Source organism: Streptomyces flaveolus (genome assembly GCF_014648815.1).
Taxonomy (GTDB): Bacteria; Actinomycetota; Actinomycetes; order Streptomycetales; family Streptomycetaceae; genus Streptomyces; species Streptomyces flaveolus.
Genome location: NZ_BMRV01000006.1, coordinates 411829 through 428919, shown reverse-complemented (window position 1 = coordinate 428919; position 17091 = coordinate 411829). Strand labels below are relative to the sequence as shown.

Annotated in this window: 14 protein-coding genes; 7 read left to right on the top strand and 7 right to left on the bottom strand. The window is 72.5% G+C overall.

Translation table 11 applies throughout. From position 1 onward, the window contains the following. Positions 1-155 precede the first annotated feature (155 nt). From IEZ05_RS17650 to IEZ05_RS17630, 5 genes are read right to left on the bottom strand one after another with little or no spacing between them, the layout of a single operon-like run. Complete coding sequence (locus tag IEZ05_RS17650) at positions 156-1466, bottom strand: DUF58 domain-containing protein (protein WP_189231073.1); 1311 nt, start codon at positions 1464-1466, stop codon at positions 156-158. Then, positions 1466-2455, bottom strand: coding sequence for an AAA family ATPase (locus IEZ05_RS17645; protein WP_189231094.1), 990 nt, complete (start codon positions 2453-2455; stop codon positions 1466-1468). Before IEZ05_RS17645 ends, IEZ05_RS17650 begins: the two co-directional genes overlap by 1 nt. Further along, positions 2455-3663 carry a DUF4350 domain-containing protein gene (locus IEZ05_RS17640; protein WP_189231072.1) on the bottom strand — a complete coding sequence of 403 codons (1209 nt, stop codon included), beginning with the start codon at positions 3661-3663 and terminating at the stop codon, positions 2455-2457. Before IEZ05_RS17640 ends, IEZ05_RS17645 begins: the two co-directional genes overlap by 1 nt. Beyond that, positions 3660-4433: a DUF4129 domain-containing protein gene (locus IEZ05_RS17635; RefSeq protein WP_189231071.1), complete on the bottom strand. Its 774-nt coding sequence runs from the start codon at positions 4431-4433 to the stop codon at positions 3660-3662. Before IEZ05_RS17635 ends, IEZ05_RS17640 begins: the two co-directional genes overlap by 4 nt. A 4-nt stretch (positions 4434-4437) precedes the next feature. Beyond that, on the bottom strand, positions 4438-5742 hold the full coding sequence (locus IEZ05_RS17630; protein WP_189231070.1) for a glycerophosphoryl diester phosphodiesterase membrane domain-containing protein: 1305 nt from the start codon (positions 5740-5742) through the stop codon (positions 4438-4440). A gap of 140 nt (positions 5743-5882) precedes the next feature. Here IEZ05_RS17630 and mtnA point away from each other — a divergent pair, with 140 nt between their 5' ends. The 7 genes from mtnA to IEZ05_RS17595 all read left to right on the top strand — a co-directional run bounded on the left by mtnA (position 5883) and on the right by IEZ05_RS17595 (position 14802). Beyond that, complete coding sequence (gene mtnA, locus IEZ05_RS17625; RefSeq protein ID WP_189231069.1) at positions 5883-7025, top strand: S-methyl-5-thioribose-1-phosphate isomerase; 1143 nt, start codon at positions 5883-5885, stop codon at positions 7023-7025. Positions 7026-7210: 185 nt separating this feature from the next. After that, complete coding sequence (gene mtrA / locus IEZ05_RS17620; protein WP_003975799.1) at positions 7211-7900, top strand: two-component system response regulator MtrA; 690 nt, start codon at positions 7211-7213, stop codon at positions 7898-7900. Position 7901: 1 nt separating this feature from the next. Continuing rightward, a complete protein-coding gene (mtrB, locus tag IEZ05_RS17615) occupies positions 7902-9977 on the top strand; it encodes an MtrAB system histidine kinase MtrB (RefSeq protein ID WP_189231068.1) in 2076 nt (691 codons plus the stop codon). Next, complete coding sequence (locus IEZ05_RS17610) at positions 9967-11814, top strand: LpqB family beta-propeller domain-containing protein (RefSeq protein WP_189231067.1); 1848 nt, start codon at positions 9967-9969, stop codon at positions 11812-11814. Before mtrB ends, IEZ05_RS17610 begins: the two co-directional genes overlap by 11 nt. Before the next feature lie 131 nt (positions 11815-11945). Continuing rightward, on the top strand, positions 11946-12827 hold the full coding sequence (locus IEZ05_RS17605) for a ComF family protein (RefSeq protein WP_189231066.1): 882 nt from the start codon (positions 11946-11948) through the stop codon (positions 12825-12827). A gap of 312 nt (positions 12828-13139) precedes the next feature. Beyond that, positions 13140-13832, top strand: a complete 693-nt coding sequence (hpf, locus tag IEZ05_RS17600; RefSeq protein ID WP_229869742.1) for a ribosome hibernation-promoting factor, HPF/YfiA family — start codon at positions 13140-13142, stop codon at positions 13830-13832. A 223-nt stretch (positions 13833-14055) separates the two neighbouring features. After that, positions 14056-14802: a response regulator gene (locus IEZ05_RS17595; RefSeq protein ID WP_189231065.1), complete on the top strand. Its 747-nt coding sequence runs from the start codon at positions 14056-14058 to the stop codon at positions 14800-14802. Positions 14803-14823: 21 nt separating this feature from the next. Here IEZ05_RS17595 and IEZ05_RS17590 read toward each other — a convergent pair whose 3' ends face one another. Further along, positions 14824-15999: a winged helix-turn-helix domain-containing protein gene (locus IEZ05_RS17590; RefSeq protein ID WP_189231064.1), complete on the bottom strand. Its 1176-nt coding sequence runs from the start codon at positions 15997-15999 to the stop codon at positions 14824-14826. Between the two features lie 257 nt (positions 16000-16256). Beyond that, on the bottom strand, positions 16257-16826 hold the full coding sequence (locus IEZ05_RS17585; RefSeq protein WP_189231063.1) for a GNAT family N-acetyltransferase: 570 nt from the start codon (positions 16824-16826) through the stop codon (positions 16257-16259). Positions 16827-17091 lie beyond the last annotated feature (265 nt).

Sequence of the window (17091 nt, the reverse complement as noted above, 5' to 3'; positions counted from 1 at the left end):
TCAGCGCCGATGGTACTGCAGGGGGGACCCTGTGGGAGAGTAGGACGCCGCCGAACAATTTTTGGGAAAACCCCGCACCTTACGGTGCGGGGTTTTCTGCGTTTCCGGGTATTTCTGTGAGACAGGAGAGCGGGACCTTTCAAGGTCCCGCCCGGTCACAGACGGCCGGCAGCCTTCAGCTCCAGATAGGCGTCGGCCAGGGCGGGTGCCAGTTCGTCCGGGGTCGCGTCGACGACCGTCACGCCGTGCCGGCGGAGCTGGTCCGAGGCGCGACGGCGTTCCGCCTGGGCCTGCGCGGCGGCGGCAGCCTCGTACACGGCCTCCGTGTTACCGCGGGCCTTCGCCATGCGGGAGATGTGCGGGTCCGCCACCGAGGCCACGAGGACCGTATGGCGCTGCGTCAGCTGAGGCAGGACAGGGAGCAGGCCCTCTTCGATCGGTGCCGTGTCGAGTGTCGTGAACAGCACGATCAGGGAGCGCCGAGGAGCTGAGCGGAGTGCGGTCGCCGTGAGGCCCCGCGCGTCGGTTTCCAGCAGTTCCGGCTCCAGGGTCGCCATCGCGTTGACCAGAGAGGGCAGGACGTCACCCGCTGTCCTGCCCTGGACCAGGGCGCGTACTCGGCGGTCGTAGGCGAGGAGGTCGACTCGGTCGCCGGCGCGGGAAGCCAGGGCTGCCAGGAGGAGGGCGGCGTCCATGGAGGCGTCGAGGCGGGGGGCGTCGCCCACGCGGCCGGCGGACGTGCGGCCCGTGTCGAGGACGAGCAGTATGTGCCGGTCGCGTTCGGGACGCCAGGTGCGTACGGCGACGGTGGACTGGCGGGCGGTCGCTCGCCAGTCGATGGAACGGGTGTCGTCGCCGGGGACGTACTCGCGGAGGCTGTCGAACTCGGTGCCCTCGCCGCGGGTGAGCACGCTGGTCCGGCCGTCGAGTTCGCGTAGGCGCGACAGCTTGGACGGGAGGTGCTTGCGACTGGCGAACGGAGGCAGAACGCGCACCGTCCAGGGGACCCGATGGGCGCCCTGGCGGGAGAAGAGGCCCAGGGGGCCGTACGAGCGGATGGTGACGCGGTCGGTCTGGCGGTCGCCGCGGCGGGTGGGCCGTAGGCGCGTGGTCACGCGGCGGCGTTCGCCCGGGGGAACCGTCAGGCGGTGGCGGGAGGCCGCCGACTCCGTGCCGGGCTGCCAACTGCTGGGCGGCCAGGCGTCGCGGAGGTGCGCCCGGAGCGGGCGGTTGGACGGGTTGTCGACGGTCAGGGTGACGCCGGCGGTTTCGCCCAGCCGTGTGGAGGTGTCGCCGGAGCGGGTCAGGCGCAGGCCGCGTACCGGGGCGGCCAGGGCGAAGTCGCAGGCGCAGGCCAATGCCAGCGGGGCGTTGACCGCGAGGATGCCCGTCCAGCTGGGGTCCCAGATGCCGATGGGGACGGAGCCGAGGGCCGCGAGGAGGGCGGCGCGTCCGGTGAGTGCCATCAGCGGGGGGCGGGGACGTGGGCGAGGATCGCGTTGATGACGGAGTCGGGCGTCACGCCTTCCATCTCGGCCTCCGGGCGGAGCTGGACGCGGTGCCGGAGGGTGGGGAGGGCGAGGGCCTTCACGTCGTCGGGGGTGACGTAGTCGCGGCCCGTCAGCCAGGCCCATGCCCGGGACGTCGACAGCAGTGCCGTGGCTCCGCGCGGGGAGACGCCGAGGGTGAGGGACGGCGACTCGCGGGTGGCACGGCAGATGTCCACGACGTAGGCCGTGATCTCCGGGTGCACCGTCGTCTTGGCGACCTCGGCGCGGGCGGCTTCCAGGTCGGCGGCGTTCGCGACGGGGCGTACGCCGGCGGCGTGCAGGTCACGCGGGTTGAAGCCCGCGGCGTGTCGGGTGAGGACGTCGATCTCGTCCTGGCGGGAGGGGAGCGGGACGGTCAGCTTGAGGAGGAAGCGGTCCAGCTGCGCTTCCGGAAGGGGGTAGGTGCCCTCGTACTCGACCGGGTTCTGGGTCGCGGCGACCAGGAACGGCTCGGGGAGCGGGCGGGGGGTGCCGTCGACCGTGACCTGGCGTTCCTCCATGGCTTCGAGGAGGGACGACTGGGTCTTCGGGGGCGTGCGGTTGATCTCGTCGGCGAGGAGCAGGTTGGTGAAGGCCGGGCCGGGCTGGAAGGAGAACTCGGCGGTGCGGGCGTCGTAGACCAGGGAGCCGGTGACGTCGCTGGGCATCAGGTCGGGGGTGAACTGGACGCGCTTGGTGTCGAGTTCGAGGGAGGCGGCCAGCGCGCGGACGAGGAGGGTCTTGGCGACGCCGGGGACGCCTTCGAGGAGGACGTGGCCGCGGCACAGGAGTGCGACGACGAGGCCGGTGACGGCGGCGTCCTGGCCGACCACGGCCTTGGCGATCTCGGCGCGCAGGGCCTCGAGGGCGGCGCGGGCGTTGCCCGGGTCTCCGCTCTGCCCGGCGTTGTCAGTGGTCGGGTCCATCATGGACGGCGTACCTCTCTTTCGAGGGCGTCGAGTTGGTCGGCGAGGGCGATGAGTGCCGCGTCGTCGCGGGGCGGCGGGCCGTGGAGAAGGGTGTGCAGGGACTGCCCGTCGCCGTGGAGGTGGGCGGACAGCGCGGGGAGCAGGGCCTCGGGCGTGTGCGCCTGGGCGACGGGGACGCCTACGAGGGGGGCGAGGCGCGTGCGGGTGGCAGAGCGGAGAGCGGCGGCCGCGCGGTCGCAGGCGTTGGCCTTGCGGTAGAGGCGGGCGCGGCCTTCGGTGGTTTCGGAGGCGCGGATCGCCACGGGGAGTTTTTCGGGCACCAGGGGGCCGAGTCGGCGTGCCCGCCACAGGGCGGCCAGGGCGACGGCGATGAGGAGTTGCAGCGTGCCCCAGAGCCAGCCGGAGGGGAGCAGGTCGAAGAAGCCGCGCTCGTCGTCCGGGGCGGTGGCGTCGGAGAGCGAGGGGAGGTACCAGACCAGATGGGTGCGGGAGCCGAGGAGCTGGAGGGCGAGCGAGGCGTTGCCGTGCTCGTCGAGACGCTTGTTGTAGAGGATGTCGCGTGCGCCGAGGACGATCGTGTCGCCCGGGGTCGCTTCGCCGGAGGCCGGGGGTGTCTCGGGGATGCGGAGCAGGGTGGCCAGGCGCTCGCTGGGGTAGCAGGCGTCGGCTCGCAGGTGGGTGCTGGTGTAGCGGATGCCGCCCGTGTCGGCGGTGCCGGCGCGGCGGGCGGCGGGCAGGTCGCAGTCGGGGGACAGCGTGGAGTCGAAGCTGAGCGCGGGGTCGGCGGTGACACCGGGGGCGAGCCGTTCGACGGACGAGCCGCCGGGGGCCACGAGGACCGTACGGCCGCCGGAGCCGGCGGTCGCGGAGTGCAGCTCGGTCTGCTGGTGCTCGGTGAGCAGGTCGGGGACGGCCACCAGGAGGGTGGTGTCCGGTCCGGTCGCGGCGCGGGCGTCGTCCAGGGTGGTGACGACCCGGGTGGACACGCCGCGGTCGGCGAGGAGTTCGGCGACGGCGCGGCTGCCGTAGGGATCCGCGGAGCGGGGGTCGAGCTCGCCGTGCCGGGTGTCGGAGCGGACGACGGCGATCGCGACGGCGCCGGCGAGTAGCAGCACGAGCGCGAGCGTGATGCCCCGCGCGCGGGTCCACAGCTGGCGGACGGTAGGCGAGGCCGAGGGGGTGGGGAGTGTGGCCTCGGTGGTCATCCGGCCGCTCCCCGGTGGGAGTTCGGGTCGTCCGCGCCGCCGGGGGCGCTGCCGACCAGGAGGGGTTTGCTGCGTTCCAGGTCGCGGTCGAGGTCGGCCAGGCGACGGTACGACTGCTCGGTGCCGGGCCGGCCGCCGTATGCGACGTCGTCGAAGTCCCGGGCCGCGGCGCGCAGCCGGTCGCCGTGGGCGGGCAGGGCGCGGCCGGCTTCGGCGGCCGCCTCGTCGGCGGTGCGGCCGGGGCGGATGTCGAGGAGGGCGCGTTCCTCCAGGGCGCGGACGACGGCCCGCATGCGTTCCTGGACGGCCTGGCTCCAGTGGCCCTGGGCGGCGTGCGCCTCGGCGGCGGCGCGGTGGTCGGCGGCGCTGCGGGGGCGGTCGTCGAACAGGGCGGGAGCGGAGACGGGCGCGCGGCGCGGGGTGCCCAGGCGCCACCAGAGGGCGCCCAGTACCGCCAGGACGGCCACGATGATGACGACCAGGCCGAGCGTCCCTCCGGGCGTCGCGGTGGAGGCCCTGGAGAACAGTTCGTCGATCCAGTCCCAGAGGGCGTTCAGGGCCCGCTGGAACCAGCTGGGGTCGTTCTCGTGGTACATGCGCTTGGACAGCTCGCGCCGTGCCGCCTCCTGTGCGGGGTCGCGTGGAGTCGTCACCGGCGGTTCGTCGCCGGAGCGTGCCAGGGACAGCACGGAGGTGTCGCCGGCGCGCAGCAACGTCCGTACGGCGGTGCGTGGCAGCACCTCTGTGAGAACTCCCCCCGTCGCTCTCACCGCATCAGCTCCCCGGGACGGCGCCGGGGCTGCCGGGGCCCTGGATGCCGGCGGCGCGGGCCAGTTCGAGGTCGAGGGCCTCGCGGCGGATGCGCTGGTCGATGTAGAGGAGCACCGTGACGCCCGCCGTGATCGGGAAGGTGATCATGGAGCCGATCACCGAGCCGACGCCGCTGACGACGAGGAAGGTCCAGCCGAGGTCGCCGCCGCCCTCGAGGAATCCGCTGACTCCGTCGCCGCTGAGGGCGGCGGCGAGGAAGGTGAAGGGGATGACGATGATCGACGCGACGATGTTCGCGATGACCGTCGCGAGCAGCTGGATGCCGAAGACCCGCCACCAGGAGCCCTTCACCAGCTTCGTCGAGCGGCCCATCGCCTTCTTGATGCCCTGCTTCTCCAGCATCAGGGCGGGGGAGGCCAGGGAGAAGCGGACCATGAGCCACACGGCGACGAGGGCGCCTGCCAGGAAACCCAGGGCGGTCAGGGCCACGCCTCCCTCGCCGCCCGCCGTGGCGGTGACGAGGAGACCCGGCAGCATGGCGACCAGGAGGATGCCGGCGACCATCAGCAGCAACAGGACGATCAGGCCGAACAGCTTGATCACCTGAGGGCGGGCGTCCCGCCAGGCCTCGCGGGTGGTCACCGGCCTGCCGAGGACGGCGCGGCTGGTGACGGTGGTCAGCAGGGCCGTGGCGACGACGGTGCCGATCAGGGAGATCAGGAAGATGACGCCCGAGTTGACCGTGGTGGCGGTGAGCGCGTCGGCGAGTTCGCTCAGGGTCGCGTCGGGGTCGTTGAGGGCATCGGAGCTGGTGTTGTCCAGGACGAGGCCCTGGAGCAGCACGACGATGATCTCCGTGAAGATCGCGACGGTCAGCGAGATGCCGAGGACCGTGCGCCAGTGGGTGCGCATGGTGGAGACCGCGCCGTCGAGGATCTCGCCGACGCCGAGCGGGCGGAGCGGGATCACGCCGGGCTTGGCCGCGGGCGGCGGTCCGCCCCAGCCGTAGCCGCCGGGGCCTCCGTAGCCACGGCCCTGGCCGCCGTATCCGCCCGGGGGCGGGGGCGGGGCGCCCCAGCCGGGGTGGGGCGGTGGGGGAGGCGGGGTCTGGCCGGGGCCGGTGGGTGCGGACCACTGGCCGGGTGGTGGCTGTTCCTTGGACCACTTCGTGCCGGGGCTCGTCGGTTCCGCGCTCGGCCGGTCCGCGGGCTCGCCGGTCGCCGGGCGGCCGGCGGGGCCGGACGCGCCGGGCTCCTGCCCGTCGGACGGGGCGGATCCGGGCGAGGTCCAGCCCGGAGTGTCGTTCATCGTCGCTCCTTCACGGTGCCCTTCCGCGGTCGCGGCGGCAGGTTGGCAGCCATCGTGCCATGGGGCGGTCGGCTGTGGACCGGGCGAGGTAGGGGCAGCACACCTTCAATTGTCCGCGGGAATGGGGGCAGACTGACCGCATGGCTGATCAGTACGCGCAAAGCGGCGAGGACAAGCGGCCGACCGAGATCCCTGTCATCCGCTGGGAGGAACCCCCGGAGGGCCCGGTGCTGGTCCTGCTGGATCAGACGAGACTGCCGGCCGAGGAGGTCGAGCTGGTCTGCACGGACCCGTCCGCGCTGGTGGAGGCGATCCGTTCGCTGGCCGTGCGCGGGGCACCGCTGCTCGGTATCGCGGGCGCCTACGGGGTCGCGCTCGCCGCCGTCCGGGGCTTCGAGGTGGAGGAGGCGGCCGCCGCGCTGGCGGGGGCGCGTCCCACCGCGGTGAATCTCGCGGTGGGGGTGCGCCGGGCTCAGGCCGCACACCAGGAGGCGCTCGCCAGGACCGGTGACGCCCGGCAGGCCGCCATGGCCGCGCTGGCCGCGGCGCGGGCGCTTCACGAGGAGGACGCCGAGGCCAGCGCCCGGATGGCGGCGCACGGTCTGGCGCTGCTGGACGAGCTGCTGCCCGCCGGCGGGCACCGTGTCCTCACCCACTGCAACACCGGGTCGCTGGTGTCGGGCGGTGAGGGGACGGCGTTCGCGGTGGCGCTCGCCGCGCACCGGGCGGGGCGGCTGCGGCGCCTGTGGGTGGACGAGACGCGTCCGCTGCTGCAGGGTGCCCGTCTGACGGCCTACGAGGCGGCGCGCAACGACATTCCGTACACCTTGCTCACCGACAACGCGGCCGGTTCGCTGTTCGCGGCGGGTGAGGTGGACGCGGTGCTGATCGGGGCGGACCGCATCGCGGCCGACGGCTCGGTGGCGAACAAGGTGGGGAGCTATCCGCTCGCGGTGCTGGCGCGGTACCACCATGTGCCGTTCATCGTGGTGGCGCCGGTGACGACGGTGGACGCGGAGACGCCGGACGGGGCGTCCATCGAGGTCGAGCAGCGCCCCGGCTACGAAGTGACCGAGGTCACAGCTCCTCAGGTCCCGGTGACGGGAGCGGGCGGCGGGATTCCGGTGGCTCCCCTGGGGACGCAGGCGTACAACCCGGCGTTCGACGTGACGCCGCCCGAGCTGGTGACGGCGATCGTCACCGAGGAGGGCGTGGTCTCGCCCGTGACGGCTGACGCCCTCGCCGAGCTGAGTGCCGGCTCGCGGCGGCCGTCCGCCGGCTGAGCGGGCTCCCTGACCGTCCCGCGGCGGCGGGTGAGCGGTGCCTGCGTTCCGTAGTGCCGCCCGGACGCGCTGTGAGCGCGGCCGGGCGGCGGCGGAGCGGGGCAGACAGTGAGGGCTCGGTACGACTATCGTCACAGGCCAGTGACCTCGCTCACCAGCACCTCTGTCGTCGTTACGAGAATGGGATGATGTCGTTTATGAAGGGACGAGTCCTTGTCGTCGACGACGACACCGCACTGGCCGAGATGCTCGGCATTGTGCTGCGTGGTGAGGGTTTTGAGCCGTCTTTCGTAGCCGACGGTGACAAGGCGCTGGCCGCCTTCCGTGAGACCAAGCCCGACCTGGTGCTGCTCGACCTGATGCTGCCCGGCAGGGACGGTATCGAGGTCTGCCGCCTGATCAGGGCGGAGTCCGGCGTGCCGATCGTGATGCTGACGGCCAAGAGCGACACCGTCGATGTGGTGGTGGGGCTGGAGTCGGGCGCCGACGACTACATCGTGAAGCCGTTCAAGCCGAAGGAGCTGGTGGCCCGGATCCGGGCGCGGCTGCGGAGGTCGGAGGAACCGGCGCCGGAGCAGCTCGCCATCGGCGACCTGGTGATCGACGTGGCGGGGCACTCCGTGAAGCGGGACGGGCAGTCGATCGCGCTGACGCCGCTGGAGTTCGACCTGCTGGTCGCGCTGGCCCGCAAGCCGTGGCAGGTGTTCACGCGCGAGGTGCTCCTCGAGCAGGTCTGGGGCTACCGGCACGCGGCCGACACCCGGCTGGTCAACGTGCATGTGCAGCGGCTGCGCTCCAAGGTCGAGAAGGACCCGGAGAAGCCGGAGATCGTGGTGACCGTCCGTGGCGTCGGTTACAAGGCCGGACCGAGCTGACATGAGCAGGGACAGTGCCGCTTCGGCGCCCGGCCGGTCCGGGGACGGCGCCGGGCGGCCTGTCGGCCACGGGCCCGGGCGCTCGCGCTGGACGCGTCTGCTCGAGGGCGGACTGCTGCACGGCGGGGTCCAGGGCAGCCCGGTGCTCCGCCTGTTCATGCGCTGGGTACGCCGTCCGCTGCTGCCCGTGATGCGGCTGTGGCGGCGCAACATCCAGCTCAAGGTCGTCGTCACCACGCTGCTGATGTCGCTCGGCGTGGTGCTGCTGCTCGGCTTCGTCGTGATCGGGCAGGTCCGCAACGGTCTGCTGGACGCCAAGGTGAAGGCGTCGCAGAGCCAGGCCACCGGCGGTTTCGCGGTGGCCAAGCAGAAGGCCGAGGAGACGGAGAGCACGACCGGCGACGAGGGCACCCCCGTGGACGGCCGTCCGCCGCAGAACGTCATCCAGTGGATGAGCGACCTCGTGAAGTCGCTCTCCAGCGGCGGCCAGGGCGCCTTCGACGTGGTCACGCTGCCCATGGGCGGGGACAGCGGCAGCGGGCGCGGCCCGCGCGCCTCCGGCCTGGTCAACTGGTCGGCCAGTGTGCCCGAGGAGCTGCGGGAGCGGATCGACGGCGACCCGGCGGCGGCCCAGAGCTACACGCGCATCGTCTACGACTCCGACGAGCCGTCCCAGCCGGGCCTGGTCATCGGCAAGCAGGTCAACGACCCGAACGGTGAGCCGTACCAGCTGTACTACCTCTTCCCGCTGACGCAGGAGGAGAAGTCGCTCAGCCTGGTCAAGGGCACGCTGGCGACGGCCGGGCTGTTCGTCGTCGTCCTCCTCGGCGCCATCGCCTGGCTGGTGGTGCGCCAGGTCGTCACGCCCGTGCGGATGGCGGCGAGCATCGCCGAGCGGCTGTCCGCCGGGCGGCTGCAGGAACGGATGAAGGTCACCGGCGAGGACGACATCGCGCGGCTCGGCGAGGCCTTCAACAAGATGGCGCAGAACCTCCAGCTGAAGATCAGCCAGCTCGAGGACCTGTCGCGGATGCAGCGGCGGTTCGTCTCCGACGTGTCGCACGAGCTGCGGACGCCGCTGACGACCGTTCGGATGGCGGCCGATGTCATCCACGACGCGCGCGTGGACTTCGATCCGGTGACCGCGCGGTCGGCCGAGCTGCTGGCGGACCAGCTGGACCGCTTCGAGACGCTGCTGGCGGACCTCCTGGAGATCAGCCGCTTCGACGCGGGTGCCGCGGCGCTGGAGGCCGAGCCGATCGACCTCCGGGAGGTCGTGCGGCGGGTCGTCAGCGGGGCCGAGCCGCTCGCCGAGCGCAAGGGTTCGCGGATACGCGTGGTCGGCGACCAGCAGCCCGTCGTCGCCGAGGCGGACGCCCGGCGCGTGGAGCGGGTGCTGCGCAATCTCGTCGTCAACGCCGTCGAGCACGGCGAGGGCCAGGACGTCGTCGTCCGGCTCGCCGCGGCCGGCGGCGCGGTCGCCGTCGCGGTGCGCGACTACGGTGTCGGGCTCAAGCCCGGCGAGGCCACCCGGGTCTTCAGCCGCTTCTGGCGGGCCGACCCGGCGCGCGCGCGTACCACCGGTGGTACGGGACTCGGCCTGTCCATCGCCCTGGAGGACGCGCGGCTGCACGGCGGCTGGCTGCAGGCCTGGGGCGAGCCGGGCGGCGGTTCGCAGTTCCGGCTGACGCTGCCCAGGACGGCGGACGAGCCGCTGCGGGGTTCGCCGATACCGCTGGAGCCGGCGGACTCGCGGCGCAATCGCGGGCTGAACGACGCCGGTCTCCACGACGGAGGCCAGGCGCAGGGAGCGGCGGACAGGGCGGTCACCGTCCCGGCGCAGGCGTCGGTGGGCCACGCGGCCTCGGCGTCCGCCCGGGGCCCGATACCGCCGCGGTCGTCCGCCACGGCCACCGCCGATCCGACGGCGCTGCCCGGCAACGGCGCGCGGGTGGTGCCGCGGCCCGTCTCGGGCGCCCGTACGCAGGACGGCACGCCCGGGCCGGAGGCGGCGAGCCGTTCGGACACCGGGCCGGAGGAGCCGAGCAGGCAAGGGGAGGCATTTCGTGGGCGCTGACCGCGAGGGGAGCGGCCGGCGGACGCCGACGCGCGCGGTGACGTACGCGGTCTGCGGCGTCGTACTGCTGGCGGGGTGTGCGTCCATGCCCGACCACGGGGACCTGCGGGGCGTGGAGTCCACGCCCCGGCAGGACCCGCAGGTGCGGGTGTTCGCGATGCCGCCGGCGGAGGACGCCTCGCCGTCGGTGATCGTGCAGGGCTTTCTGGAGGCGCTGACCAGCAACGACCCGCACTACGAGACGGCCCGCAAGTACCTGACGGCCGACGCGGCGAAGACCTGGCAGCCGGAGCGGTCCACGACGGTGCTGGCGGGCGGGGCCGGAACCGAGGCCGACCACCTGGCGAGCCGTGAGGACACCGACGACTACTCGTACTCGGCCACGCTGACGGGCACCAGGGTGGCCACGGTGGACTCGCAGCAGTCGTACGCGCCGGCATCGGGGCAGTACCGCGAACCGGTGCACCTCACCCGTGACCCGAAGACCCGGCAGTGGCGCATCGACGTCCTGCCGCAGGGCGTGGTCATGGGCAAGTCCGACTTCCAGCGCACCTACATGTCCGTCAACAAGTACTACTTCGCCTCGAACACCGTTCCGAAGGCCCAGGCGGGTACGAGTACGCAGCCGGCGGCCGTCGCCGATCCGGTCTACGTGCGCCGGCTGGTGGACCCGCTGACCCAGGCCGTGCGGTCGCTGATCAGCGGGCCGACGAGCCTGCTGGGGCCCGTGGTCAGGTCGAGCTTCCCGACCGGTACGGCACTGGCGGACAACGTCGACTCGCTGACGCCCGACGACCGCAACAAGCTGGAGGTGCCGCTGAACGCCAAGGCCGCCGGGGTCGGTGCGGACAAGTGCGACGAGATGGCGACGCAGCTCCTGTTCACGCTGCAGAACCTCACTCCCGCCGTGGACGAGGTGGAGCTGACCTCGGGGAACAAACGGCTGTGCTCGCTCGGCGAGGACCGGGCCGAGACGGTCGCGACGCGCGGTTCTGCCCAGCGGCCCGACTACCTGTACTTCGTGGACGCCAAGCACCGCCTGGTGCGGATCGCCGCGGGCAGCACCGCCACCCACCCCGAGACGGTGCCCGGTGCGCTGGGCGAGGGCACGACGGCTCTGCGGTCGGTGGCGGTGTCGCGGGACGAGCACAGCGCGGCCGGCATCGGCTTCGACTCCAAGACGCTGTTCGTCGCCTCGCTGGTGCCGGGCAGCTCGCTCGGCGACCCCTTGCTGGTCAGCGCGGGCAAGACGGAGGCGGACCGGCTGACGCCGCCCAGCTGGGACGCGCAGGGCGACCTGTGGATCGCCGACCGGGACCCGAAGAATCCCAGGCTGCTGGTGTTGCAGGAGGGCGCGGGCGAGCCGGTGCAGGTGCGGATCCCCGGGCTGGACGGACGGGTGCAGGCCGTGCGGGTGGCGGCCGACGGGGTGCGGATCGCGCTCGTCGTGGAGAAGGACGGCGAACGGTCGCTGCTCATCGGGCGGATCGAACGCGACGGGCGGGCCGGCGAGCGGCCCACGGTCACCGTCGTCGAACTGCGCTCCGCCACGCCCGAGCTGGAGGAGGTCACGGCCATGTCCTGGGCCGGTGACAGCCGCCTCGTGGTGGTCGGGCGCGAGCGCGGGGGCGTCCAGCAGATCGGATACGTCCAGGTCGACGGCTCCACGCCCGAGGCATCGGTGCCGGCGGCGCTGACCGGGGTCAAGGAGATCGCCGCGACCGAGGACGAACGGCTGCCGCTGGTGGCGTACTCGGAGGACCTGATCGTCCGGCTGCCGTCCGGCATGCAGTGGCAGAAGGTGACGGAAGGGACGGCGCCGGTCTATCCGGGGTGAGACCGGCGCCGACGCGCGTTAACCCGGGCGGGTGACACCGGTCGGCGTCGGCGCGGAGTTGTCCCCAGGGAGCGCCCGGAAGTTTTCCACAGGCCTGGCAGAGCGGTGCGGGCGTGGGCACAGTGGTGGCCATGCGCGAATGGTGGCGAGACCTCGGCGACCTGGTGCTGCCGGCCGAGTGCGGAGGCTGCGGCAGGGCCCGCACGGTGCTGTGCCCCCGGTGCCGTGCGGCGCTGAGCGGGGGCGCGCCGTGCCGGGTCCGTCCGGATCCGGAGCCGCCCGGGCTGCCGGTGGTGCACGCGGCGGCGCGGTACGCGGACGAGGCCCGGGCCACGCTGCTGGCCCACAAGGAACGCGGTGTGCTGGCCCTCGCCGGGCCACTCGGCACGGCGCTGGCGGGGGCCGTGCGGGCCGGGCTCCGGGAGGCGGGCGCGGGTGGCGGTGAGGTGTGGTCCGGGGGTGCGGGGCAGCCGGTGCTGCTCGTGCCCGTGCCCTCCGCGCGCCGGGCGGTGCGGGCGCGCGGTCATGATCCGGCGCGGCGGATCGCCCTCGCGGCCGCGGGTGAGCTGCGGCGGACCGGGACGTCCACGCGGGTGCTCGCCGTGCTGCGGCAGCGGCACGCCGTGGCTGACCAGTCGGGGCTGGGCGCCCGGCAGCGGCGGGACAACCTCGCCGGTGCGCTGGCGGTGGCCCCCGGCGGGGCCCGGCTGCTGGGCGGCCGTGAGCCGGTCGTGCTCGTCGACGACCTGATGACCACGGGGGCTTCCCTGGCGGAGGCGGCGCGCGCCGTGCGGGAGGCGGGTGCGGTCCCGGATGAGCGGGAGGCGGGTGCGGACACGTACAGGACGGCGAAATCGGCTGTGTATTCGTCGGCGGCATGGGAAGGCAGAGAGGAACGGAAGAGCGGGCCCCGAATGGCGGGTCCGGACGGAGGCGGTGACGTGATCCGCGAAGTGATCTGCGCGGCTGTGGTCGCGGCTTCACCAGATGCTTTCGAAATAAACCGGAACTGATCGAATACTTGCTTCGTTGCAGGTAATGAGAGGGTCAATTCACCGGAACGGAGGTACGTCGCGGTAGAGGGTGACGACATCCGTCCGGGCGAGATATGTTCGGTTGTGAGGCAAAGCCGCAGGCCACACCTCTCACATCCGAATGCCGTACTGCGGGTCCAGCCGTCATCACCCGCACCGGTGGAGTGGATACCTCGCCCACGGGGGAGGAGGTGGAAGTCACCGAGTCCGAGGTTCCGGGACAACCGGAACCTGGTGCAAAAGGGAGATGCTCCGCCACTGAAGCGGAGCGATCCGGGAACGGAGTTCTGCGTGGACATCGTCGTCAAGGGCCGCAAGACCGAGGTGCCCGAGCGGTTCCGGAAGCACGTGGCCGAGAAGCTGAAGCTGGAGAAGATCCAGAAGCTCGACGGCAAGGTGATCAGCCTCGACGTCGAGGTGTCCAAGGAGCCCAACCCCCGACAGGCCGACCGCTGCGACCGAGTGGAGATCACGCTCCGCTCCCGCGGACCGGTCATCCGGGCGGAGGCAGCGGCGAGCGATCCGTACGCGGCGCTCGACCTGGCGGCGGAGAAGCTCGGTGCCCGGCTGCGCAAGCAGCACGACAAGCGCTTTTCGCGGCGCGGATCGCGCCGGATCCCGGCGGCCGAGGTCGCCGACCACGTCCCCGGCGCCGCGACACTCAACGGGAACGGAGAGGTTGTCCCGGAGGAGAAGCAGGACGGCGTACCCACCAAGAAGATCGGCTCGCTCGAGGTCCAGGGCGACGGACCCCTCGTCGTCCGCGAGAAGACCCACGTGGCCGCGCCGATGACCCTCGACCAGGCCCTCTACGAGATGGAGCTGGTCGGGCACGACTTCTATCTGTTCGTCGACTCCGAGACCAAGGAGCCCAGCGTCGTCTACCGGCGGCACGCCTACGACTACGGCGTGATCCACCTCACGACGGACACGATGGTCACGCAGGCGCACGCTCCCGAGGCGGGCGATGCGCTCGGCGGCTGACCACGCCGGGTGACAGTCGGACCGGTGCCCCTGGAGCGCGCGTGAGCCCCCAGGGGCACCGGCGTGCGACGGTGCGCGAGGTGTGCGACCCCCGCGTGGTGCGCTCTGTCACCTCCGTGCCGGCGAGGCATGGAATCATGGCGGCAACCACCCAACCGGTGGGTCGTTGCCTTGGGTTGGCGATGGCTCAGGACCACAGGCCAGGCCTTCAGGGGGAGGAACGATGGCGGACAGTTTCGGACCGATGCGGGACGAGGGCGCCGACGACGGCGTCGTCGGCATGGGCCCGGACGCGGGGTCGTCACGCGAGGAGCCGATCAGGGTCCTGGTCGTGGACGACCACGCTTTGTTCCGCCGCGGCCTGGAGATCGTGCTCGCGGCCGAGGAGGACATCCAGGTCGTCGGGGAGGCCGGTGACGGTGCCGAGGCCGTGGAGAAGGCCGCCGACCTGCTGCCGGACATCATCCTGATGGACGTGCGGATGCCCAAGCGCGGCGGGATCGAGGCGTGCACCTCCATCAAGGAGGTCGCCCCCAGCGCCAAGATCATCATGTTGACGATCAGTGACGAGGAAGCCGACCTCTACGAGGCGATCAAGGCGGGCGCGACCGGTTATCTCCTCAAGGAGATCTCGACGGACGAGGTGGCGACCGCCATCCGTGCGGTGGCCGACGGACAGTCGCAGATCAGCCCGTCCATGGCGTCGAAACTCCTCACCGAGTTCAAGTCGATGATCCAGCGCACCGACGAGCGCCGGCTGGTGCCCGCACCGCGTCTCACGGACCGCGAGCTGGAGGTGCTCAAGCTCGTCGCCACGGGAATGAACAACCGGGACATCGCCAAGGAGCTGTTCATTTCCGAGAACACCGTGAAGAACCACGTGCGCAACATCCTGGAGAAACTGCAGCTGCATTCCAGGATGGAGGCCGTGGTGTACGCGATGCGGGAGAAGATCCTCGAGATTCGCTGACGGCCCCTCGCCACCTGCGGATCAGGCGAGCAGGAGGGACAGCTCCCTCGTGAGCGGCTCGCGCAGCTCCGGCGCGTCCACCTGCTCGACGCGTACGTCCGTGCAGTCCACCCAGCTCGCCGCTTCGACCAGGGCCTGGGCCACCGCCGGGGCCGCCTTGGGGCCGTCCAGCGTGACCTGCCTGGCGACCAGGGTGCGCCCCTCGCGTGCCGGGTCCACGCGGCCGACGAGCCGGCCGCCGGCCAGGACCGGCATCGCGAAGTAGCCGTGCACCCGCTTCTGCTTGGGCACGTAGGCCTCCAGGCGGTGGGTGAAGCCGAAGATCCGCTCGGTGCGCGCGCGTTCCCAGATCAGGGAGTCGAAGGGGGACAGCAGCGTGGTGCGGTGACGGCCGCGCGGGGGTGTCTCCAGGGCCGCCGGGTCCGCCCAGGCCGGCCTGCCCCACCCCTCCACCGTCACCGGGACCAGGCCCGAGTCGGCGATCACGGCGTCGACCTGCTCGGCCTTGAGGCGGTGGTAGTCCGCGATGTCCGCGCGGGTGCCGACGCCCAGGGACCGACCGGCCAGGCGGACCAGGCGGCGCAGGCACTCGGTGTCGTCCAGGTCGTCGTGCAGCAGCGTCTCCGGGACCGCGCGCTCGGCCAGGTCGTACACCCGCTTCCAGCCGCGGCGCTCGACGCAGACCACCTCGCCGTACATGAGGGCGCGCTCCACGGCGACCTTCGTTCCCGACCAGTCCCACCACTCGCTGGTCTTCTTCGCCCCGCCGAGGTCCGTCGCAGTGAGGGGGCCCTCGGCGCGGAGCTGCTTGATGACCTGGTCGTAGGCGCCGTCGGGGAGGTGGTGGTTCCAGTGCGGGCGGTTGCGGTAGGCGCGGCGGCGGAAGGCGAAGTGGGGCCACTCCTCGATGGGGAGGATGCAGGCGGCGTGGGACCAGTACTCGAAGGCGTGCGTGTCCGTCCAGTAGGCGTCCTCGACGGTTCTGCGGCCGACGGCGCCCAGGCGGGCGTACGGGACGAGCTCGTGGGAGCGGGCGAGGACGGAGATCGTGTCGAGCTGCACCGCGCCCAGGTGACGGAGTATGCCGCGGACGCCGGCGCGGCGGTCGGGGGCGCCGAGGAAGCCCTGTGCGCGGAGGGCGATGCGGCGGGCCTCGTCTGCGGACAGGTCCGTGGCGGGGGGCGGGAGGGTCGTCATGCGTCCGCACGATAGGGGGTGGGTCTGACAGTGGGGGTGCGGGGTGCGGTGTGTGAACGGGGGTGACGCGTGCGGGGTGTTGGTGTCGGCCGGGGGTGGGGTGTGTGGCCCGGCGTTGCGGGGTGCCTCCCCCACTCTCGGCTGCGCTCGAGTGGGGGGACCCCCACCGCCCACCCGTGCCGCCCCCGGGGGTACCTCACAGGCCGTTCAGGCACTGGGGGACGCACGACTGCCCGCAGCTGCGGCGGCGTGGGTGGTCAGGGGCGAGCCGGCAGGTAGGGGGTTGTCGAGGGGAGGGAGAGGTCTGAGGGGAGGAGGGAGGCTATCCAGCAGTCGCGGCGGGTGCCGTTGTTGTGGATCGCGGAGCGCAGCGTGCCCTCCATGGTGAAGCCGACACGCTGGGCCACCGCGCGGGAGGCCGTGTTGCCGACCTCGGCGCGCCACTCCAGGCGGTCGATCGCCCGCTGCCCGAAGGCCCAGCGGGCGACGGCGGAGGCGGCCTCGGTGACGTAGCCGCGCCCGCGGTGTTCCTTGACGCCCCAGAAGCCGATCTCGGCGGCGCCTGGGGCGATCATCGTGAGGCCGAGCATGCCCACCAGGTCACCGGAGGGCAGGAAGAGGCCGAAGGTGAACATCGAGTCGTTCGCCCAGCCGTCGGGGACCAGCCGCTCCGTGAAGCCCCGCGCGTGTTGTGGGAGGTAGGGCGAGGGGATCGTCGTCCAGCGCTGGATGTCGGGGTCCTGGCAGGCGGCGTACACGGCCTCGGTGTCCTGGGGGCCGACCGTGCGCAGGACCAGGCGGTCCGTGGTGAGCGTCTGGGGTTCCATCGGCCGATTCTGCGGGGCGACCCGCGGTACCCGCCATCCTTTTGCCGTGCGTGCACGAGCGGTCACTTTTCGTGCATTCGGACGGCGGGTGCGGCACCATCCGCAGGCCTCGCACGTTGAACCCTGTGACAGCGACCGGAAGCAGGATGAAGGAGCGCGCGGTCCCCGCTGTGGCAGGCCTCCCGGGGCGGCGGGGTCCTCGCATACGATGGCCGTTGCTCAGTCAGTCAAAGGAAACCGACCGTCCCAGGCCCGACCGGCAAGG